The following is a 22,192-nucleotide window of genomic DNA, read 5'->3' on the forward strand; positions in this document are numbered from 1 at the left end:
ATGGACGGTTCGCTGTTCAGCCCGGTCGTGGAGCTGCGGAACGCCTTCGAAAGCCTGCCGGGCTTCCTGCGCACGCCGATCGAGATGGTGGCGTTCGGCGGAGAACTTCCCCGTGCGGAGATTTCCACATTGCGCCGCACGGCCGCCGAATTGCGCGCCCGCAGTCTCGAATTGGAGGAGTGCGCGGGCGATATCGAAACCCTTTTGGCACAGGAGGATTCGGTAGGCCAGCTGGCGACGCAGCTACGCGAGACCTTGCGCTCCTACCGGAAGAGCGCTTCCAGGCTCGGCGAGGACGTGAACGCCCTCGCCGATCAAGCGCAGGCGGCGGCCAATGACGCGGAGAAGTGGCTGTGCGTGATGTTCTCGTTCGGAATCCACCTGGCGTGGCGAATCTTCGGATTGATGAGCACCGCCACGGCAGCAGGACCGGGCGGTGCGGTCGCGGCGGCGCCGGCGGTGGAGGGCATGCTGGTGGAGGGGCGTGTCAAGGTCGCCGTGATGCGCACCGGCCTGGAGCGGGCCATTCAGGCCGGTGGCGCGAGGACTGCCGCCCGGCTGAGCGGTATGAGCGCCGCGCAGTTCGCCACCATGCTGGGCAAGGCCGTCGCGCTGCCCGTGGGTGTCGACGCGGGAGTGCAGGCGATGCAGGTTGCCACCGGCGATCGGACCGCCGCCGTCATCGGGTCGGACGGTACCAATCCAACGGGTATCGATCTGACCTCGATCGGGGTCGCGGCCTTGGCGGGCGCGGGTGGAGCGACCGGCGGCATGGTCGCGGGCCGCTTCGCTCCGATGGTGTTTCCCCGGATCGAGAGCAGTCGCGTGGCCATGGGTTTGGTGCACGGCACGGCGGGGGCGATCGCGGGCCTGGGCGCGGCGTCGATGGTCGCCGGTTGGCCGCAGCATTACACCCAGGTGCTGGGGCCCCTGCTCAACGGCGCCTTCGCCGGAGGCGTGTATGCCCGCGGCGCTGCCAGGCCTCCAGCGATCGACGGCGTCGGGACCTTCACACCGCCCGACGCGATCTCGGCAGGGCACGACAGGAGCACCGCGGCGGGACGGCGCCCGATCGAGGTGTCACCCGAATCGAAACGTGGGTGGGAGGCGGCGAAGCGCGCCTGGGCCGCGACTCCGGAAACGACGCGGGCCGGAGGTGAGCGCGGCAGGGCAACAACCCCCGAGATCACCCCTGAGTCGGTGGCCGCGGAGCAGCGAACACCCAGCGGACGGCCCGCATCCGTCTCGGCCGACCGGGCTGCCGCGGGGCCACCGGGATCGCAGACCGCTGTCCGGCCCCCGGCATCCGAGACCGGCCCGGTACGACCGGGAGCCAATTCCGAACCGGCCGCTCCGGTCCAGCGCTCGAATCCGGACAAAGCGCCTGCTGCCGAGAAAACGGCAGCACCGCGATCGGTCGCGGCCGTGGGAGAAACCGCTCCCCCGCCGAAGATTCCGGAGAACAGCACGCCACGGCCCACCGACGGCATTCCCGGAAAGCCGGGCACCCCGGGCGAACAGGTCGCGCAGGCGAAGACCGAGCACAACCCGTCCGGAGAACGCGCCGCTGTCGCTGACGGTGACGGCAACCAGGCTCCGGCGCGGACCCAGCCGGCCGCCGACGGCGATTCGGGATCACCGCCGGGCGTTCGCGACGACAGCGGATCGCCGGTCGACGGCGAGCAGACGCCCCCGCAACGCGAGACAACTACCGACGACACCGGTCCGGACGGCACCGGCGAGACCGCCGGACCGCGCAGCGATCATGATCGGGCAGTCGATCTGCTGAACGACTTCCATTCGAGTTCCGGTGATCACGTCCCGGAGAGTCAGCGCCTGCACAACCTTCCGGACGAGGTGGTGCGGGCGGGACTGTTCGACAGCGATCCGCACCAGTCGATGCTCGCCACCATGGAGTTCATCCGGCGCGGCACGGTCAGCGACGCGGTGCCGGGAGGAATGATACTGCGGGTCGAGCAGGTGGAGGCGGTATTCGCACTGGCCTCACGGCCGGTGGAGATGAAACCGGGCGAGGGCAAATCGCTGGTGTTCACCGCCGCGGCGATACAGCGCGCGGTGCACAACGATTCGGTCCTGCTCGTGACCACGACCGACGGGCTGGCCAATCGAGAGGTGGTCAAATACCAGAAGTTGCTGCACGGGTCCGGGATCGACGTATTCCGGGCCGATCAGCACAGTGGCTTCGGGCCGATCACGGAGGGCCGCCCCGCGATCGTCGTCGCGACCGGCGAGACGGTCGGGCATTTGGCCAATGCCGGCCACCGGCCACCGCGACATGTGCTGATCGACGAGATCGACGGGATCATCGACCGGGGGGAACGGCAGTTCCTCCGATCCGAAGGTGCCGAGCAGGCCGCGCCCGAGGCAACGGCCCAGCAGGTGTTCGCCGCACACGACTTCCTGGCCGACGCGCTGGCGAACCGGTCGTTGTCGCATACGGATTTCGGCCTCACCCGAATCGCGGAGGAGGTCGGCGTCCATCCGGACGGCACACCCGAGATCAAGTACTGGTACGACGGGCAACCCGAACTCACGCCCGAGGGGCGGGCGAAGGTCGAGGCGCTGCCCGGTGGCAAGGACTGGCTGGACGGCATGGGAGCCTCCCGGCTGGAGACCGCGGCCCACGCCGAATTCCTCGTCCGCTCGGGTGTCCACTACGAGATGGACACGGGCAAGATCGTCATCATCGATCAAGCCGAACACGGCCTGCAACGCAACCCGAAGACCTCGAGCGAATCCCGGTGGAGCGCGGAGCCGGGTAAGGCGAGTCTCGCCCAGGCCATCGAGGCGAAAGAGATCCGCGCGGCCGAGTCCCGCGGGGTGAGCGCCCAGGACCATCGGATCGTCGTGCGCGCGGACGCGGATTCCGCCAAACGTATCGACTCGGTCGAGATCTACCGCGCGGGCGGCGAGTTCTTCGACGAGGTGACCGGCGCATCCGGCACGCTCGCGGACCTCAACCCGGTGTTGCAGAAGATATACGGCCTGGAGCCGGCGCACGAGGTCGGGCGGTCGCAGACGCACCGGCTGGTGGAGGGCGTCCCCGATGTGGTCGAAAGCACCCACGCCAAGTTGCGCACCATCGCGGAGTACGCGAACGAGATGCGGGCCGGGGGTGAGGGCCGGTATCAGCAGATCCTGTGTCATCGCAACGATCTGGTCGAGCGGCAGGTGGACGCGCTGGTGCGCGCGGGAGTGCCCCGGGACGCGATCGAAGCGGTCGACGCGCGGCGGATCATCGGGTGGGGGGCCGACTGGGAAGCCCAGTTGCAGCGAGTTTTCGACAGCGCCGGTGAGCAGGGCAAGATCCTGGTGATCAACCGGCAGGGCCAGCGCGGCGTCGATATCTCGGTATCCGATGCCGTGCAGGCACAGGGCGGCATGCATGTGTGGATGACCGAGGCACCGGAGCAGTCCTATATCCACGAGCAGGCCAAGAACCGCACCGCGCGTAACGGCGACCGCGGCAGCGCGCAGGTGGTGATGTCGCCCCAGGACGAGCTGATCCGCAATGCCATGCACCTGCGCGGGGTCCGTGAAGCCGTGGTGCACTACGAACAGGCCGCGGCCGCCCACGCCGTCGATCCCACCCCGCAGACCCACGACAGGCTCGTCGCGGCGAACAACGCCGTCCGTGAGCTGGCACCCGAACTACAACAGCGTGCGCTGCGTCATTCGACCGCCGAGTTCATCCGGCACCACGCGTTTTCCACCGCACTGCCCGTCCTCACCCTCGCCGAGGCCGAGACCGGGCACTACCGCGACGGCGTCGACTTCGACCGCCTGGATGAGCCGGCGGACCGGACGGCACGACTGGCCGGGCTGCTGGGGCTCCCGGCTCCGGCCATCGAGGACCGGATCGCCGCACTGCAACGCGACGGTGCCGTCGAGCCGCTTCGCGAACTGCTGGAGCGCTCCGGTATCGCGCCCGCCGCGGTGGAGGCGCTACGGCAACAGGTCGAGGCGACCGCACCCGCGACAGCCCTGCAACGCGCCCTGTTCACCGATGAACAGGCCTTGGACCATCTGACACCGTTGCGGAACCGGCTGGCCGCCGAACTCGGTGTGCCGATCGCGGATATCGACGGCGCCGAAGGTATGCGCCTGCTCGAACCCATGTCGACCGAAGCGAGGGATACCCTCGCCGCGGCGCTGGGCTATCCCGCCGCATCCATCACCCCTGCCCTCGCCCGCGACATACTCGGCGAAGTGGTCGGTGACCACCTGACGGGCACGAATTCCGGACCGGCCGATACGCGCGACAACGCAGCGGAGGCCGTGCGGGATTCCGGGCAACGGGGTCGGGAGACCCCGGACGCGGTGACGCAGGATTCCGGGCCGGCGGCGGGCCGGGACATCCCGGACGGGGCCGACCCGGTTTCCGGGCCGGCGAGCCGAGATATCCAGGACACGGTTGCCCGGATCCAGGATGCCGGACAACGAGCAGCCGAGGATATCGTCGCCGCCGCGTCGCGGTATCTGGCCCTCGCGGCGCTGCTCGATTCGGTCGTGCAGATCCATCGCCGCAGTCCCAACAGTTGTGTCAACAACGCAGTGACCGGGATGCGCGTATTGTGCCCCGGCAACGCCGGTGGCTTCCGGATGCCCGCCGCCAGCCTGGAGGGCCACGACCGCGAGACGGTACGCCAGATATTCGGTGCGGGCCTGGCGCCGGCCGAATCGCTGGACCAGGTGGCCGAATCGCTGAAATCCCGGCCCGGTGGGATCACCGTCCTGGTCTACAAATGGAAGGACACCCGGGCCGCGGGAAGAAGTGTCGAAGCAGACGACCATATGGTGCTGCTGGTCAACGACAGCACCTCGGTCGACGATCCGAACCTGGTCGTGGTCGACCTGGCCGCGTCACCGGACCGGCACGCCGATACCGACTACGGCCCCGCCGACCTCCGAAACCGCCGCACATTGCTGAACAAAGCCGCGAACTTCGAGGAATGGCGCCGTGAGCAGCAGGTATACCTCAACCGGTTATCGGTGGACCAGCGACGCTTCGAAACCATCGAATTCGATCGGGACGGCAACCTCGTTCCCCGTTTGCACCCAGGTGCGCCGTCGGCCGAGATCCTGCCCCTGTCCCGGCAAGTCGTGGTTCCGCCGGCCATCGTGGACGAAATCAACGCGGCGTTCGACGGGCGGCCCGGCCTCGGTGAGCCTGCTCCGGTGGGGCCGGACACCGCCGACAGTACGCGACAGCGCGCAGGCTCACGGGCCGGGAGCCGCCCACCCCGGCCGCTTCCGTCGGTACATAGCCTGGTCCAAGATCGTGACCTGCTGAAAAGCCTGCGTTCGCGGCGTGACGAGCTGCGAACGCAGCTGCGCCGGCTCGGTGGCGCAGCTGTCGAGCCGTTCGGCAGAGGGCCGGTCGAACAGCTCTACCTGAAGCTGGGTGACGAACTTCGCGCGGATCCCGGGTCGGCGGCGGACCGGCGGCGCCTGGTCGAGCTGATCGAGAGGTACAGCGAGCTCGATTCGCTGGTCGTAGCGGCCGACGAAAGCCTTCGCGTCGCAGGAGTCCGGCGCTACGACGACGGCTCGGCCGAGGCGATGCCGTTCTACCGGCCCTGGGGCGGCACGGTCGAAGAGTTCGACGCCCTCTCCGATGCGGACAAGCACGCTGTCGCGAAGGCCGAACTATCGGAAGACGCACTCGATTTCGACACCGCGGGCGCAGGGGCGGCGTACGCCCGGACCCACCTCGGCAAGATCCCGGCCGAGCATGCCGAGTCGATCGCGTGGGCGAAACAGGATGCCAACGGGACATCGCTGTTCGGATATTCGGCGGTCGGCCGGTACGCGGCGGCGCCCTACCAGGAGAAGAGGCTCGACGATCCGGCCCGGCCGCATGTACCCCACCTCGATGCCGCCATCCTCGGCAACCGGACAACCGTCGATGCCTGGGTTGTCGCCGAGACCGTCCTGGACCCGGCCGACAATGCAGACCCGGCAGGTATGCGCGGCCAATTGAACGACGTCAAGGGCTATCTGCCCGCCGAAATGGGCAGCACACCATCGGCCCGCCTGGGGGATTCCGATGTCGTACATCTGCGGGTGCCCGCCGGGACTCCGCTACTCGGTACCGAAGCCGTTACCCGCACTCCCGAAGTCCTGCTCATGCGCGGGGTTCGGTACGTCGTGACGCGCGCATTCGCCGACGAGGACGGTCTGGCCCATGTGTACGGGTTCGTCCTGGCCGAAGAATGGGGCCCGGTTTCGGGGGATGCGGCCGCCGCCGCGCCGGACAGCATCGGCAGCAGGCCGTCGGAGAACCCGGCCGAATCACGGGTCGAGTCGGTGCGGGCGGCCTTGGCGGGCACACCGCTGGAACCGCGGACCGCGGCAGCCCTGGAAGTGGTCACCGCGATGCTGGAGACGGCCGAGGGCACCGCGACCGTGCGCACGAACCTGGGTGGCGAGGGAGACGCCCGATGGGCGGTGGTGGAAGTGGTCGACCAGAGCCGGACCGCGCCGAAGCGGGACCTGCCGGACAAGGAAACCGGGCTAGTCACCGTGACCGACACCGGGCGGTTACTCCAGCTCTTCGACGAGAAATCCCGTACCTGGGGCCTGGAGATACTCGAGAACGGCGACCGGATCCGGCGGTTCACCCTTGCTACACCGGCGGTACCCGACGGACCGTTGCACGCCGTCCCCGAGCCGGAGGTCGACCTGGTCTTCACCCGTGAAGAAGTGGGACCGAGTGGTGGTGTCGTGCGCCGCACGGTGGTCGATCTGCTGCGGCACGGCGAGTGGGACGAGACACGGACCGAACTGGTCCGCGTTGCGGTTTCGGAGATCTTCGGCAACGTCTCCATGTATGCGAAAGAGGGTGGAGCCAGGGTTCGGATGTCGTTCGCGGGTGCGAGCAACGACGAACTGGTCGTGGAGATCACCGATGAATCCCGTGGGACACCCGGCTGGAAGTTCACCGACGACGAGACCTCCACCTCGGTCACGGAGGTCGCGACCGACCCGGCCGACGACTACGATCCCGCGGCAGCCGACGCGTTCCTGGACGGTATCGATCTCGACGCCCTCATGGCGAACGAGTTGGACGGTCCCGAACTCGGTGCCGACCGGACCGAGGGCACCCACGGCAGGGGCGGGGTTCTCGTCATGGCGATAGCATCCACGCTCGGCTACGAACTGGCCGCCTACGGCGCGCCCGGTAAGACCGTCGTGATGCGGTTTCCCAAGAATCCACCGGATCGGCCGAACCCGGATTCCGGCGGACCCACCGATGCGATAGGCGCGCGACCGCGGGACACCATAGGGAGCAGACCACATGAACCGAATTTGCTCCCGGCACTCGTCACCGAGGGCCTGTTTTCCGCTGTGGTGCACAGCGAACCATTGCCGGGGGCGCGTGGGGTCACACTCGAGCGGGTGAGTTTCGGCAACGGTTATCAGTGCGTCCGAGAGACCTACGACGATGCCGACGAGGCGGCGAAGCAGTGGCTGATATCGGAAATCGGCGGTGCGATGGGCGCGCCTCTCGCCGGCACGTACCCGGACCCCGACGACAGCACGGTGCTGTATCGCGAGATTGTTCCCGCGCGCACGGCCAATACTGTTCTGCCGCAGAAGTGGGCGCGAGCCTACGATCTCGGATTGATCGACGAAGATCCGGCGGATGCGATGCGCGCTGCGCTCGGCCCCGTCGATCGCGGGTACCTGGATTCGGTATCGGGTGAGCTGCTCGGACTGCTGGATGCGGTCACCGGGGCCCGGCGCGGCACGCTCCACTGGAATATCGGCGCCGATCACGAGGTGACCGGCGGTCGGGCGGCAATCGACTCCGAGGCTGCCGCGCCGAGCCCGTTCGCTGCGAAGTTCAAGCGGATCGTCGACGACCGCGCGCTGTGGCAGGACCATTCGATCCCACGGGCGGCGATCACCGCGATGCGGGAACAGGTGGCCTATCTGCAGCCGCGGATCGAGATCTTCTTCGGCACGCAGCAGGACATGTTGTCCGATATCCACCAGCGAGTGCTGACCGAGCTGGTCCATGCGGAGCGGCACGCGCTACACACACCGGACGAGGCGGCGCACGTCAGCGGATTGAGCGCCGACGCACAGGCCACGGCACGGTTGGTAGAGGAGTTCGATCTCGACCATCCATACTTCACCATCAGCGGTTTCGACCATCCCAGGGTGCCCGTCGACGCGGTCCGGGAAGTTCTCGAGACGCTGGCCGGCCTGCTCACCCGGTACCGGAATGCGCCCGGTTCGGCCGAGCACATGACCGATATTCGCGGTTTGGCCATCGAATTTCTGGACTCCGAGCTGATCCACGCCGAGATGACGGGTCGAACGGGTAAACCCCGGGCCCGATGGATGCGGCTGAACCTGTCCCGGGTGGCCGACCGGGAGTCGGCGCTGAAGGACGACGCAGCAGACCGCGATACCGGCTTTCATCCGAGCAGCGGAAAACCCTACCGCGACGATGTGATCCACGAATTCGCACACGCGATCGACGATGCCACCGGCGAGCGGCTCAGCCGGGAAGTCGAGAGCGTGCTGCGGCAAGCCTGGGCGGCACTGTACATCGCCCGCCTGATCACCGAACCGTTCGAGGTATGGCTACAGCGCCTACCCGCGGCGGCCTTCACCGATCGGACGAAGGACACACTCGACCCGGCCGAAGCGGTCGCGGTCGGATTCGCCGATGTCGAGATCAACGGCCCCGTCGTCGGCAGCCCGCAATGGGTGATCCACCACTTCGTCACCACACTTGCTCCACCGGAAATCACCCCTGAACTGGTGGTGAATCTTCCTTCCGCTATCGCGGCACCGAATAGTACGGGAGTTCCGGCCGTACCGTCGTCGACGCGGGATCCGGACCGGATCGGCAGTAGGCCGGTTTCCGGCCACGACGGCACTCGTCACGAACCACCGCGAGATCTGAGCGCACTGTCCGAGGAGGCGCACGCAGCCCTGGCTGTACCGGGCGCCGCATTCCGCGATCTCGGTTCCACCGATCAGATCGCCGAGCAGCTGATACGGGACGGACTTCCAGGGCAGACCGCGGTGGTGCTCGAGCGCATCGAGGGGGTGGAACGCGCCAGGACCCTCGTCTACGACGGCCGCCGAGTCGTCGAGGTACGCGATCCGGACACCGACGACGGCATGCTCCACGAATTCGAACCAGGGTCGACCACGGCCGAGCAGACCCGCGCACTGGTGTATTCACCGGTGGATCCGGCGGATCGGACCGAGGCGGAACAAGCTCTGGGCAGACTGCTCGGCCGATACGACTCCGACAGGTTTCCCGAGCAGTATCCCGGCGGTATCCCCGACCGGCCCGCCCGCGCGGCCGCGGCACTGGACTTCGACCGGCCCCGCACCATCGCCGGACCGTTGCCGGAGCACGTGTGGTCGACCTTGGCGCAGCTGTATCCCCCAGAGGTGTCGAGTTCACGCGGCGCGCCGCGATCGGCCCGCACCGCGGCACTCGAGGTGTGGGGCAACCGTTACTTCCCCCGGCAGCCCGCGCCCGCCGACGAAACGCCCGCCGAATACCTGGCTCGCCGCGGCGATGACGCCATCGTCACCTACTCGAACACCTACCGCGCCGGTGACCACGACGGCATCCACGGATGGGTGGACCAGGAGGGTGTTCTCCTGTTCCAGATCGGCGCGGCGGAGGGCACACCGTCCGGTCAGCAGATGTTCCGGGACATGATGTCCGAGATCGGCTCTCAGGTACGAGCCATCCGGGCGCCGTGGTCTGCGGGCGACAGCCACACCGACAACCTCGACACCTTCAACGCGTACCTGCAGGATCTACAGCTCTCCCCCGAGGATGCCGCCCGCCGGACGTTCACCGGCAAAATGGCCGGTGAACTGGGGTTTACCGAGGTGACCGTCAACCACCTGCTGGGCCCCCACGGGGAACACCTCATCGTAGATGTGACGTTTTCCGAGCCCGGCCGGATCACGGACGGTGCCCGTGGCCTGAGCGAGGAAATCACTTCCGACACAGACATATACGGCCGGGACCGGGACAGCGGGCGAGACACACCGATCGGATCGCGCCCTCAGGATCCCGGCGCGCTGCGGGCGACGGTCACGCCGGATCGTCTCGACGCGGTACGTGCCGGGGTGGCCGCCGAAATCACCGCCGCGCGGCAGAACCCGGGTACCACCGCCGGCGATCTGGCCCGGCTCGATAACCTCGCGAACCACCTCGATGAACTGCATGCCGACTTGGACCGGCCCGCTTCGGCCCACACACCGCAGCGGCTACGGCTCCTGGTTCACCTGTTTCAGGCCGCGGAAGAGCGCGCGGCGGCGTATGCCGAGGCCCGCGATGTGATGGACGGGAAATCGGGCACCGGGTTGGCGGACGCCCTCGACCGCTACGCCGCCGCGAACGAGCGGGTCCGCACACTGAGCGAAGCCCTGAACGCCTTCCCGGGGCAGGCCGAGCCCCTCCCCGGCACCGCCCCGTGGTCGGCACGGCAGTGGGAGCCGTGGTACACGCTCCCGCGAGCGGCCGAGACGCCATCGGAGAACCCCTATGCACAGGACAGGACCGAGGATCGCGCTCCAGCGGAGCCAACGCCCGTCCTCGCCTTCCCCGAAATGCAGCGGAGTACGGCAGAGCACCTCGCGGCGACAGCGGGCCGGGCGGAGAGTCCTGATGCCGGACAGATCCCACCAGCGTCGCCGAGCATCCGGTTCGGTGACGGGACGGAATTGGATCTCGCACAGCTGTATCGGACAGCGGAGAACGTCTTCGCCGAAACCGTCCGGGCCGGCGAGGTCGCGGACCGGGCGATCCGGCAAGCCGAAGAAGCCGAATCACGCGCCGCCGAGGAAGGCACACCGGCGACCGAGGAGTTGGTGGAACTCACCCGGCACAGCCGCGAGATCGCGGAGGCGCTCTCGGAAAAGTACCGAAAGCTCCAGGACTCGTACGAGTCTTTGGACGAACTGATGATGTATGCGGAGACGCGCCCCCCGGCGATCGACCCGGATCGGCTCCGGATGCTCGTCGGACACTTCCACGATGTCACCGCCAACCCGAGCCGGGTCACCACAGATCTCGGCTCTGTTGCCGGTTCGAGCGATATCGGTATCGGACCCGCGGGCGACGGCCATCACAACAACCAGGACGCCTACGCGGTCGCGAAACTCGTAGTCGGCGGCCGGCTGGTCCAAGTGGCTGTGGTCGCCGATGGCACGTCGACATCGACGAAGAGTGAACTCGCTTCGGCCACCGCCGTCGGCACCGCGCGCGACCACTTGGTCGAAGCACTACGACAGGTCGGGTCCGACGGCCGGTTCGACCCGCTGGCCATGGTGCGAGCGGCGACAGCGGCGGCCGCCGACGCGGTGGAGGGGCTGGGCCGGCAACTCGGAACCACGGCGGCGACACCACCGGCCTGCACGATCACGGTGGCGCTGGTGGAAGAGAACCAGCTCACGGTCGACTGGCGCGGCGATACCCGAGCGTACTGGCTCACGCCGGATGCCTCGGGTTCCCGGCGGCTCACCGAGGACGATTCCATCGTTCCGATGCTCATGCGCGACGACGGCGTCCGGCCACCCCTCACGGAGGAAGAAGCGCTCGCGCTGCAGTTCTCCCATACCCTGCATCGCTACCTCGGCAACCCCGAAGGCGACGCCGGCGAATCGCACGCCTACACGGTGCCGATCAAAGGTCCGGGTCTGCTGTTCATCGGCACCGACGGCGCATGGGGAAAGAATTTCGCGGCCGAATCGCTCGCGGCGACCGTGTACGGCGGTATGGCTACCAGGCCGGGTTCGCTGTCCGCCGGGCTCGAGGCCGTCGAACAACATGCGATCGATGCGCGCGACCGCGACAACGTCACCGGCGTCCTGATCGACCCGGCCGCGCCGGTTCAGCGGCAAGAAGGTACGAGAGAGGCCGGCCCGGTCGCGGGGCCGGCCCGATCCCCCGGGCGCACCGAAGCGCCGGGCCGAACCGATGATCGGATCGGCAGCAGGCCGGAGCGGGAGACCACGGCACTCGATGTCGCGGTCACGCCCGGTGACACCCGGCTGGTCGCCCGGCTTCGCCGACAACTGGGGGAACTGCTGCACGACTGGCGGGCCGGTGATCAGATCGGTCCTGCCCAACTCCTGGTATCCGAACTCGCCGCCGCCGGCCTGGACAGCGGCGAGCCGTTCCGGGTCACGGCGAATATCACCGGGGAACCCGGTAACCGCTCACTCCGGGTGGAGGTGACCGGTGCGGACCTGCGCCCCCGCACCGTCGAACGTACCGGCGAGCGGATTCCCCTGGGTTGGGTGCAGGGGAGCCTGAGATCGTTGAGCCACCGGTCCGGCACCGACGCCGATGGGCACACCGTAGCCACCTGGTTCGAGATGGACGAACGGATAGCCGAACCCGGGCCCGGTGACACGCTGCGGTCGGCGCGGCAGCACGACCCGATGTCCCGCGAAGGCGATTCCGGCGACCCCGCGCCGAACCCGCAGCGCCCGGAGTCGACGATCGCGTACATCGAGGGTTTCACCGCACGTACCGGAATCAGGGTTCATAGCGTCGACGAATCGATACCGATCAGCGTAGCGAGGCGATTCTTCGGGACGATCGAAAAGGAGATCGCGCTCGTCGAACGGTTCCGACCAGACCTGCGGCTCCCACTGAAAGATATCTATGTGTCGGACCTCGGTGAGTTCCGAGTAGCCGAAGCCAGGGCTCGCTCTATGAGCGTGAACTACCGCAAACTGACCGCTACGGGACTGAATGAATGGATTTCGCGGGAGACCGATTTCCGGGCGGGTGGCCGACGCAACCTGCTGGAGGCCCTGGCCAAACACGAACTCCACCACGTATTCCACAATATCGATGATCGATTCACCGGGATCCGGATCAATCGACTTCTGGCGGACGCATACCGGCACTTCGCCGATCGTGGCCTGGTGACCGTTACCTACCCGGATTGGCTGGCCCAGCTGAGCCGCTACGCCCGGTCTGTCGACGGTACCGCGCGTCCGGACCTGGTCAACGAGATAGAAGTGTGGGCGGAGGCGTCCGTCCAGGCCGACTACGAGAACCCGGCCGATCCGACCCATCCGGCCTATGTGGTGGACGGGGTGCGCTGGGGAATCACCTACCAGGAACTGGGCGACTGGGCGGCCCGGATCAACGACGGGGCCGGTCCGGCACCGCGGCGGGAACCGGACCGCGCGCCGTGGGAGTCCCGATTCGTCGCAGGCCCGGATACCGAAGGTACGAACCCGTCGCCGACCGACCTCGTATCCCCCGGCATCAAGGAATCCGTGAACCCGCTCGACGGCGCTCAGGTGGTGCGGTCGGTCCTCGAGAGTTCTTCGCGGCCGGTGCAATGGAATCCACTGGCCGCTCAACTACCGGATGATGTTCTGCTCGCCGCGGCGGCTGTCACCGATATCGCCATCGGTGTGATCCGTTCCAGATGGGAGGAAATCGGTGCCGACTATGTTCGCTCGGGCTGGCGGGTCGGCGGCGGTCTGCTGTTTCGTGGAGATCCACGACCCGGCGACGAAGTCTGGGGCGCTGGGTTTGTGCCCAAAAAGCAAAAGCGCGACGGCGAAGTCGTCTACACCACGGCGCGGGTGGACCGTGCGGCCGTGTACGGCGAAGCGGTATCCCGCGACAATCTACTTAAATTCGAAATGGTGCACCGCATCTACGTCATCGATGCGCCCGGCGGCTTCGGGGTGGTAGACGAGTCCGGGGGCGTCGTCTCGGTCCATTGGCCGGGCGGCGTGCGCGGTGACCGCATCATGGGCTGCTTCGAAATCCCGGCAGCGGTGTGGCATGGCGAATTCGCCGCTATTGCCGACGAACTGCCTCGGTTCTGGCAACCGAACCCCGGGTACCTGCCGCACGCCGGTGGTCCCGAGGCCGCTGTTACGCAGGTCGCGCCCGAGATTCCCGAACGGCCCGCACCAGAACGGTCAGAGCTGATAGTCAGTGGACCGGATTCCGTGCTCGCGGCCGAATGGCGCATCCGAGATCTCCTGCAGTACTGGCCGGCCGAGCATGCCGAAACCGCTGAATCGCTGGTTCGGGAGTTGGGTTTTCGAATCCTCGAGGCCGGTTCGGTCGGCGTGCTCCTCATTCAGATGACCGGTAGCCAGGGCGATCGTGTTCTGCGCGTCGACGCGGCCGGCCGTGCGCCGGAGTCCGAGACGGCAACCCACACCGGCGAAACCGTACCCTCCGACCCGGCACTCGAGTTGCTGAACACCCACGCGCAACGGTGGGACCGGACGGTTTCGGATGGAAATGAGAACCTCTGGTTCGAACTCGACGAGGCCGCGCCCACAGCCGAGATGCCGTCGGACTCCGCTCCCGACGACGGCCGGATCGGTAGTAAACCGACGCCCGGCGGCGACGCCGAAATACGACGAACGACCTCCGCGACCGGACCCGAAGCCGCGGCCCTTTATGTGCCGCGAGTCGGTGACCTCGCCGCGGAGATGCGCGGCCTCGGCCCGAGCTTCGCCTATATCGAGGACCTGTTGCGCATCGCCGAGGGCGAACAGCACGGAAGCGACTGGATCGACAGCCCCGACTACTGGGACTGGCAGTTGAACTGGCTGCGGGAACGCAGTCCCCGCCTGAGCATGCTCGCCGCCTTCTCGGGGGCGGCATTGGAGGCGGAAGTCGCTGTAGGCCTGCCCAATACCGGTCCGGGACCGCTGCTCATCGAGCAGGCCCGCCCGCTGACACCAGGAGAAACGCTACACCTCTACAAATACCGGACGATGCCGTCCGATACACCGGAGCAACCCAGCGGCCCCGATATCGCGCAACGTGCGAGCATCATCGGCAATATCCAGCGTGAGCTCTCGCTGGACGAAATCGCGCAGTACACCTATCTCGCGATGCTCGCCGCGCGACCGTTACTCCAAGCCGATCGCGACCTCACCCGGCAATTCCTGACACCGGCCGAATTCGGGCATTTCGATCCGATCCCTCGCAATGGGTTGTACGGGGCGAACTACCCGGGCTGCCGAGCCCTGCCCCGGGACCAGCGGGCCTACTTCCGGGCGCGCTTCACCGGTGACGCCCTGCTGCCCCAGATCGCGTGCCGGGCGGTGTACGACCGCTTCCTGAACCATTGGATCGAGCCATACCAGCTTCGTCACGCCGAACAATTGCGCGACGGGTTCCGTGGTACCTCCGCGGCGCCGGAAGATCACGTCGGCCGGTGGTTCGCTTCGGTCGTCGCGGAGACACTGGCCGCACCGCCCGATGCCGCGCCCGATATCCTCGGCCACGCCCTGCGTACGTACCTCCGCCGCCGCACCGGTATATCCGCACCAGCCGACGACGCGCTGTGGCATTTCGTGTCCACGACCGCCGAGCTACTGGCAGGCGACTTCGACTTCGGGCACTATCTGCAGCGACGCAACCATCCGGAAACCGAGGGGTACACACGGACGGTGCGCGAAGTCGTTCTGGAACGGCATACACCGGCGGCCCTCGCCCGAGTGCCTTTCATAGCCAATGTCATCGGCGCGGTCCCCCGGGACTCCGCTGACGATCACGGGCGGGCACAGCACGAAACCGCGGCATCCACCTCCCAGCCGAACAAGACACCGGACCCGACGGGCCCGGCTCGGGAAACCCCCTGGACCGGCAGCCGGTCCGGCGGCTCCGAAGCACCCACGAACATAGGCCCGGAATCCAGCCTACTGCCCGAGACGCTCCGGATGGCGGAACAGCTCGGCGTGGCCCCGGAGATGATCACCGCGGCCTCGGTATCGAACGCGATCAACCCGATCCAGGAGGTTCTGAAGGGTCTCGATCCCGCGGCACAGCGTCGCGTGGCCGACGCGATCGGCACACCCGAGCTGCGGAATTGGCTTCGTGAACGCATTACGGTGGACTCGGAGGCGCGCGATGCCCGTGATCGCGGCGCCCCGTTCCTGCGAATCGCGGAGTTGAACGGCCGTTTGATGGCGCTCGACAGCGCCCTGCCCGACGTCCTGGGCGTCACAACGGTGGCCCCGGAGCTCGGACAAGTTCCGGGCACGAAGCCGAACGTCCGAGAAGCCTCGAATCACAAGCTGCCGCCGCCCGAACTGGACGTCGACCCCGGCCCAGAAGCGACCGAGGACGTTTTGCACGAGATACGGGCCCTCGCCGCAATCGCCGGAAATTCCGGGTTCACCGGCTTCGTCACGGCGGTAGATCATTTCCTCGAAGCCGCCTTCACCGCGAGCCACACCGCCAGACCGGCGCGACCGGAACTCATCGCGAAACTCCCGGCCGCGGAACGCGGGACCGCGCTGCTGGCGTATCGCGCCGCGGGGGCGCGGGCTACAGCCGAATCCATCTTCGGCCCGGCGGCCGATCCGAGACGCGAAATGGCGAAACGCCAGGCGATTGTCAACTGGTGGGAGCGGCTGACTCCGGACCAGCGGATCGCGGTCGTCCAGGACGCCCCGGAGGCCGTGCAGCGCAACGGCAGGTCGCCCGTCGTATCCCGGGAGTTCTCCAACACGGCCAGTGAGCTGGTACTGCGGCGGGTGGTGGTCGAGCTCGCCGCACGTCCCGTCACGGAATTGGATGCCACCGAACTCCAGTTGCTGCAGTATGCGCGAACCCTCTGGGACGATCTGCTCCGAGCCGAGCAGCGGGCCGCGCCGGGGTTCGCGGTGACACTGCTGCAGTTCGACCCCGAGAACCTTGTCGGCCTCGTCGGATACGCACTGGCCGATTGCGAGATCGTGCACAGCCCGTTCTGGACTGTGCGCGTCGGCCCCGGTGACTCCACCTGGGTGGACCGCCTCTTCCAACCGGGCCCGGGTGAGGGGGTCACAGCGGCACACCCGGGACGGCGGCGCGGCGGCGAACCCGGCCACGATTTCGATATCTCTGTCGGACCCCGCGGAGCTCTCGGCGTGCGACTGTCCGAGTCCGAACAGATCCGCGCGGCAACCCGGGCCCGGGCGGAGTTCACCCGGTGGTTGACCACCCGCAACGAATGGCGCACCGCCGAGGGCGCCGAAACGGCGGCGGCGGTGATCGAAGCCCGGGTGCGCACAGCGCTGGCCGGTAACACCGGTGAGGTCAGGGTGGTCGGCCGGATCGGCGGGGGCGCCTACGGCGAACGCGGACTTGTCGTCGAGGTCATCGACAGCAACCCACACCCGTCCACGCGGCAGCATGGTCCGGCACCCGGCAAGGATTACGAGACCGGAGTGATCCGGCTGGACGATGTCGAATCGACCTGGTTCCGGTTCGGCGAGTCGATGATCTCCCCACTGCTGCCGCCGGGAGTCGCCGCGTACGAGGCACTGGGCGCGCGGACCGTGCACAGCCACAACCCCGATCCCGAATTCCTCAGCGGGCGGATGGCGCTGCACCGCCTCGGAGTCTCGGCCGAGGTAGCGCCGGATTTCCAGCAGACGCACCGCCCGCCGTACCCGGCGCCGCTGCCGTGGCCACCTGGTGCGGTCGGCGCGATCACCCTCGATCCGTCGCTCGGGGCCGGAGAGTCCACATACGCCGCCGCGGTCGCCGCGTGGTCGGCACAGTACCGCGCGCTCGGCCTCGGTCTCGCGGAGAACAAGCCGCTGACCACCACCAACCCGGGTTTCCTCGACCCCGGCGAATACACCTGGGCCCGGTACGCCGGCGGTGCGGATATGGTCCGGGACGGCGCATACCTCCTGCGCATGCTGCGTGCGATCAAAGATGCGGTAGCCGGTGTCCACGAGACCTTCCTTCCCGCAACCGATACCGGCCGGCACCCGGCCGGACCCGCCGAAGATCTCGTGCACGTGACAGTCGACCTCACGGAGCGCACCTTCAGCGCTCGGCTCGATCCGGCCGCCGCCCATGAGTTCGGACTCCCGCAGGACCCGATCGAAGGCCGCTGGCGGGTCCGCGACGGCCTCGTCCTGGCCGTCGCCTGGCTTCCGCAGCGCACCGCCACCCCGACGACAGCCGGAGACGCATCCGACACAGCGCAGCAACGAATCGGTGCACCGCCGCGCCCGCGATCCGCCGGCCTACCCGGATTCATGGGGGTGCCCGATCCCGAGGACCCCTTCGGCGAGGCCCGCAACCCGGTACCCGGCCGTAATCGGGCACAGCGGCGTGGCTGGGTCGAAGGGCTCGCACAGCCGCACGCCACCGGTGGCGGATGGCCGCGCGGCGGTAGGTCGCCGAAACCGGTGGGCGCGGACGGACAGCCGATATCCGAATCGCACGACCTCGCGCCCAGTGCTCGAAGGGCTCTGGAGCGCGCCGAGCAGGAGGCCTCGGAAGTGGCCGCCGAGTTGTTGCGACCGGCGGACGAACTCGGCGTCGATCTGACGCACGTGTACCGGGAAGACGCCGACCTGATCGCGCACGAAATCGGCCGATTGGCCGAGATCCAGGCCCGCCGGATGGATGCCGTCCTGCGCCGTCACGTCCTCGACCGAGTGACGGCCCGAGTGCTCGCCCACGGTGCGGCGGTAGCCGATGTCCGGAACAAATTCGATCGGATACGCAGTCACATCAACGCGTGGCGCGGGTACGTCGACGAGGTGCGTGAGGCACTGGCGGTTCTGGTGGCCGACGATATCCTCGCGGCGGCGGGCGCGCGCCGGCTGGAACGCGGTATCGGGCTCATCCACGGCGGCGACGGTTCCCTGCGCATCGTCGTGGCCTCACCGCTGCGGGGGCAGAAAGAACTCCTCGGCGAGGTGGCTCCCGCGCTGCGGGAGATGGCGGCCTCGGACGGCATCCCGATCGACCATTGGCTGGTGCGAGTCGGCCGGGACGGCCGGATAACCGTGGAAACGGTGAACGGAATTCACGACAAACCGGAATCGGGCCTGAAGTACTATCTCGATGCGGACGATATCGCGTGGATGAAGGATCTCGTCGACGAGCGGACATTCGAAGAGAAGGTGGCCGCGGCGGAGGAGTCCGGAGTCGGCAAACCCAAGATCCTCAAGCAGGATTCGGGCGACTCGACGATGTCGGAACAAGTCGTGCTCCTCACCTATCCCAACGGCTTCCGAGTCATCGAGAAAACCGTTCGCGATATCGACCAGGCCGACGCCGAAGAGCTCGGAAGCCTGATATCGCGGCTGGCCGGTTCGGCCGCCCCTCCCGTGCTGCGCCGAGACGAGCGCGGACTCGTGCTACTGATCGGCTACGTGCCCGACGTACGCGACCACCCGATGGACTACTCGTCGGTGCGGAGGTTCAAGCACACGCCGGGCTGGCGGCGGTTGGTGCTGTCGGAGAAACTCCTTCGGACATGGGACCGTTTCGAGGGTGAGAACCTGGGCGTCGACCACCGTGTCCGGCTGGTGCCCATCGATTTCAGCAATTCCTTCCTGAATCCTGAACTCGATTTTCCGATCGCACGACTGTTCGCCGGGGCCCTCGCCTTCCCGCCGCAGGAACTGGATGCGGTCCGCGAGGCGATCATGGACGCGGAGTCGGCGTTCGAGCGGAGGGACCGGCCGTCCTGGTATTCCGACGTCGTCTCCCATTTCACGCGGTTCCAGGAGTCGCAGGAGCCGACGCAACCGCCACGCACCACGCTAGACGGCACAGTGCGCCTGCTCGAAAAGCTACGCGATGACACCGCGCACCTGCTCGGGGTCCGTCCCGAGCAGGACACTGCGCAGGCTTGGCGAACAGTTGTCGCGGATCTGCGGGCCGATCCCTTCTTCCGGCGCGACAACCGCATGCTTCGCCAGATCGACATCCTGGACGGATTCGTCAAGTTGCATCTGCATGGCCGGCTACTGCAGGTCCGGGCCGACGAACTCGACGAGGACACCTGGCCGGGCCTCCTCGAGGCGTACCTCGACGGCCTGTCGCAGCGCCTCGGCGATCTGGCGGACGGCACCGCCACCTACCCGATGCCGAATGGCGAGTCCGATGCCGAATGGCAGGCACGCTTCGACCGCGAAATCGCGGCATCCGGCCGCGACGACACCGGAAAAACCGGCAACAGTGATCCGGTGGGGTCCCGGCTACCCGAGTCCTCCACCCCGGTCGACCGCGGTACTTCCGACGGAATCGGCGCACGCCCACGGGGCGCGCCGGACCAGGCCGCGGCACCGGGCCATCACCCACGACCCGAGAAGTGGGGCCACTCGCGCAGTTCGCCGGAGAACCTGGACCGCGCCCGCGCGGCACTGGGCGCGGCACTCGGGGTCCCGGCCGAGCATGTACAGATTCCACTGCTCCGTCAAGCACTCACCTTTGTGCAGGCCCCGTTGCCGGACCTGGGCACGGATGCCTGGGACAACGTCTGGCACAGTCCCCGACTCGGTGAATTACCCCTGCTACTGGGTGAGTGGATGACCGGCCACGCCGAACTGGGGCCGGCGCCGAGCCACGCCGAGAAGTTGCGGCTACGCGGCATCAGCGGACAACTGGAGCGGACATTGTCCGACGTACTCGGTGTCGCGGTACCCCGCACGCCGTTGTATCCCACCGCGGATACCGTGTCATTGCAGAAACTGGTGGCCTATTCCGGCGACCCCGTGCTGCGGCACGCCGTGGACATGATCGACGATTTCCTCGAACTGGTCACGCGTGCCGAATGGAATCTCGGGCGGCCGAGCGGGCCACCGGCCGAACTGGCGCGAACTTTCCAGGGGCTGCACCATGTGCCGATCAAAGGCGTCGACAAACTCGGCGCCGAGGATTTCGGCGAACTGGTGCATCTGCTGCACACGCTGCTGGATCGGTATCCCACGCGGTTACGCGGTGTGCGGCTCATATACAGAGTCTTCGACGACGACACCGTTCTCATGGCCCAGGCACGACCCCGTGTCGTCGAGCGCGAACTCGAGGGCGCCGAATTGCGTGTGTACATATCGCAGGCGCACGCTCAGGCGATACCGCTGGAATCCCTGCGCGCGGCCGTGCTCGAGGGATTCGGGAGCCTGCTGTCGGCGGCCGGACGGTGGCGGGCCGAAACGCATTCACGTGCTGTCCTGCGGCAGATCAGGTCACCCGAGGAGGTCGAGAACACGGACGACTCCGCCGAGTGGGTACGCGATCAGTTCGGCCCGGAGGGATTGGATGCGGACGGGAATCTGGATGTCCGGCGAATCCTGTTCGGATCGTTCGCGCGCGTGCATACGGAATTCCTGGGCGATGACCTTTCCGCGCCGCCGGTCACCGACGGTCAGCGCGTGTTGTACGACTTGCTCGTCGGCATGGCCGAACAATCCGATTTCCGCAGCGAATATGCCTTCCGCGCCCCGTCGACCGAGGCGGAGAAGGCACTGCTGCGGCAGAAGCACGAACTCGTCGACACCGTGCGGACCACCCTCGGTATCGACCTCGTCGGGCACGAGATGGTCGATATCGACCTCGAAACCGTCCGGGATATCGCCGGCGAGTTGCTGTCCCACCGCGACGAGTTCGGTGATGTGACCGACCTCCACGAAATGGCGATCGTCCCCTACCACGACGAAAACTGCTTCGGCTATACCAACTCGTCGGTGCTGGGAAGGTCCACCGTCGTGCTGAACGAGCGATGGCTGGTCGACCGCGAGACCATGCGCCTGACGATCAACGCCCTGATCGAGGACGGGCATTTCATCGGGCCTCCCGACCAACCTGTACGCCTGATCCTTGCCCACGAACTCGGACACGTCCTCTACGACTTCGTACAGAACAACCGGGACCCGGTGGATGAACCCGAGACGCTGCTGCAATGGGACCTCGCGACGGTGATCCACGAACTGCACACCTTGTTCCAGGACTCCGATCCGGCCGACAACTCCTACGAAGCCTTCCTCGTCTGGCTGGAAGAAGTGCTGAGCGGGTACAGCTACCGCCGCGACCGCAGTATCGATATCGATGAGGCATTGGCCGACGCCCGTGCGACCGCCCGCACGCTCGGGCCGGCCGCTCCGGAGGCGCAACGGATCATGAGCGCCCATCTCGAACGGCTGGTACGCACCCAGCTCGCACGGCGGCTCGCCGCGGCCCCGGCGAGCGACCAGACCGACCCCGGACTCTCGCCGCCCGAGGACAAACCGTCGCGCACAGCCGATACGACCGCGTCGACACCGTGGCAACGCCGGCGGCCCGGTCGGCCGGATCGGCCCGGCCCAGCGTAGGAAGCCGGGCCGCCGGCTCGATGAGCACAGGTCCGCTCGATGCCGCCTTCGCCGTCACCGGCACGGCTTC

1 protein-coding gene is annotated in these 22,192 nt (G+C 67.7%); it reads left to right on the forward strand.

Features of this window, described 5'->3' with window-relative positions; translation table 11 throughout:
* A complete protein-coding gene (locus ACZ6SF_RS16310; protein WP_466062901.1) occupies window positions 1-22,122 on the forward strand; it encodes a hypothetical protein in 22,122 nt (7,373 codons plus the stop codon).
* Window positions 22,123-22,192: the final 70 nt, after the last annotated feature.

The organism is Nocardia sp. NPDC049935, from assembly GCF_055586645.1.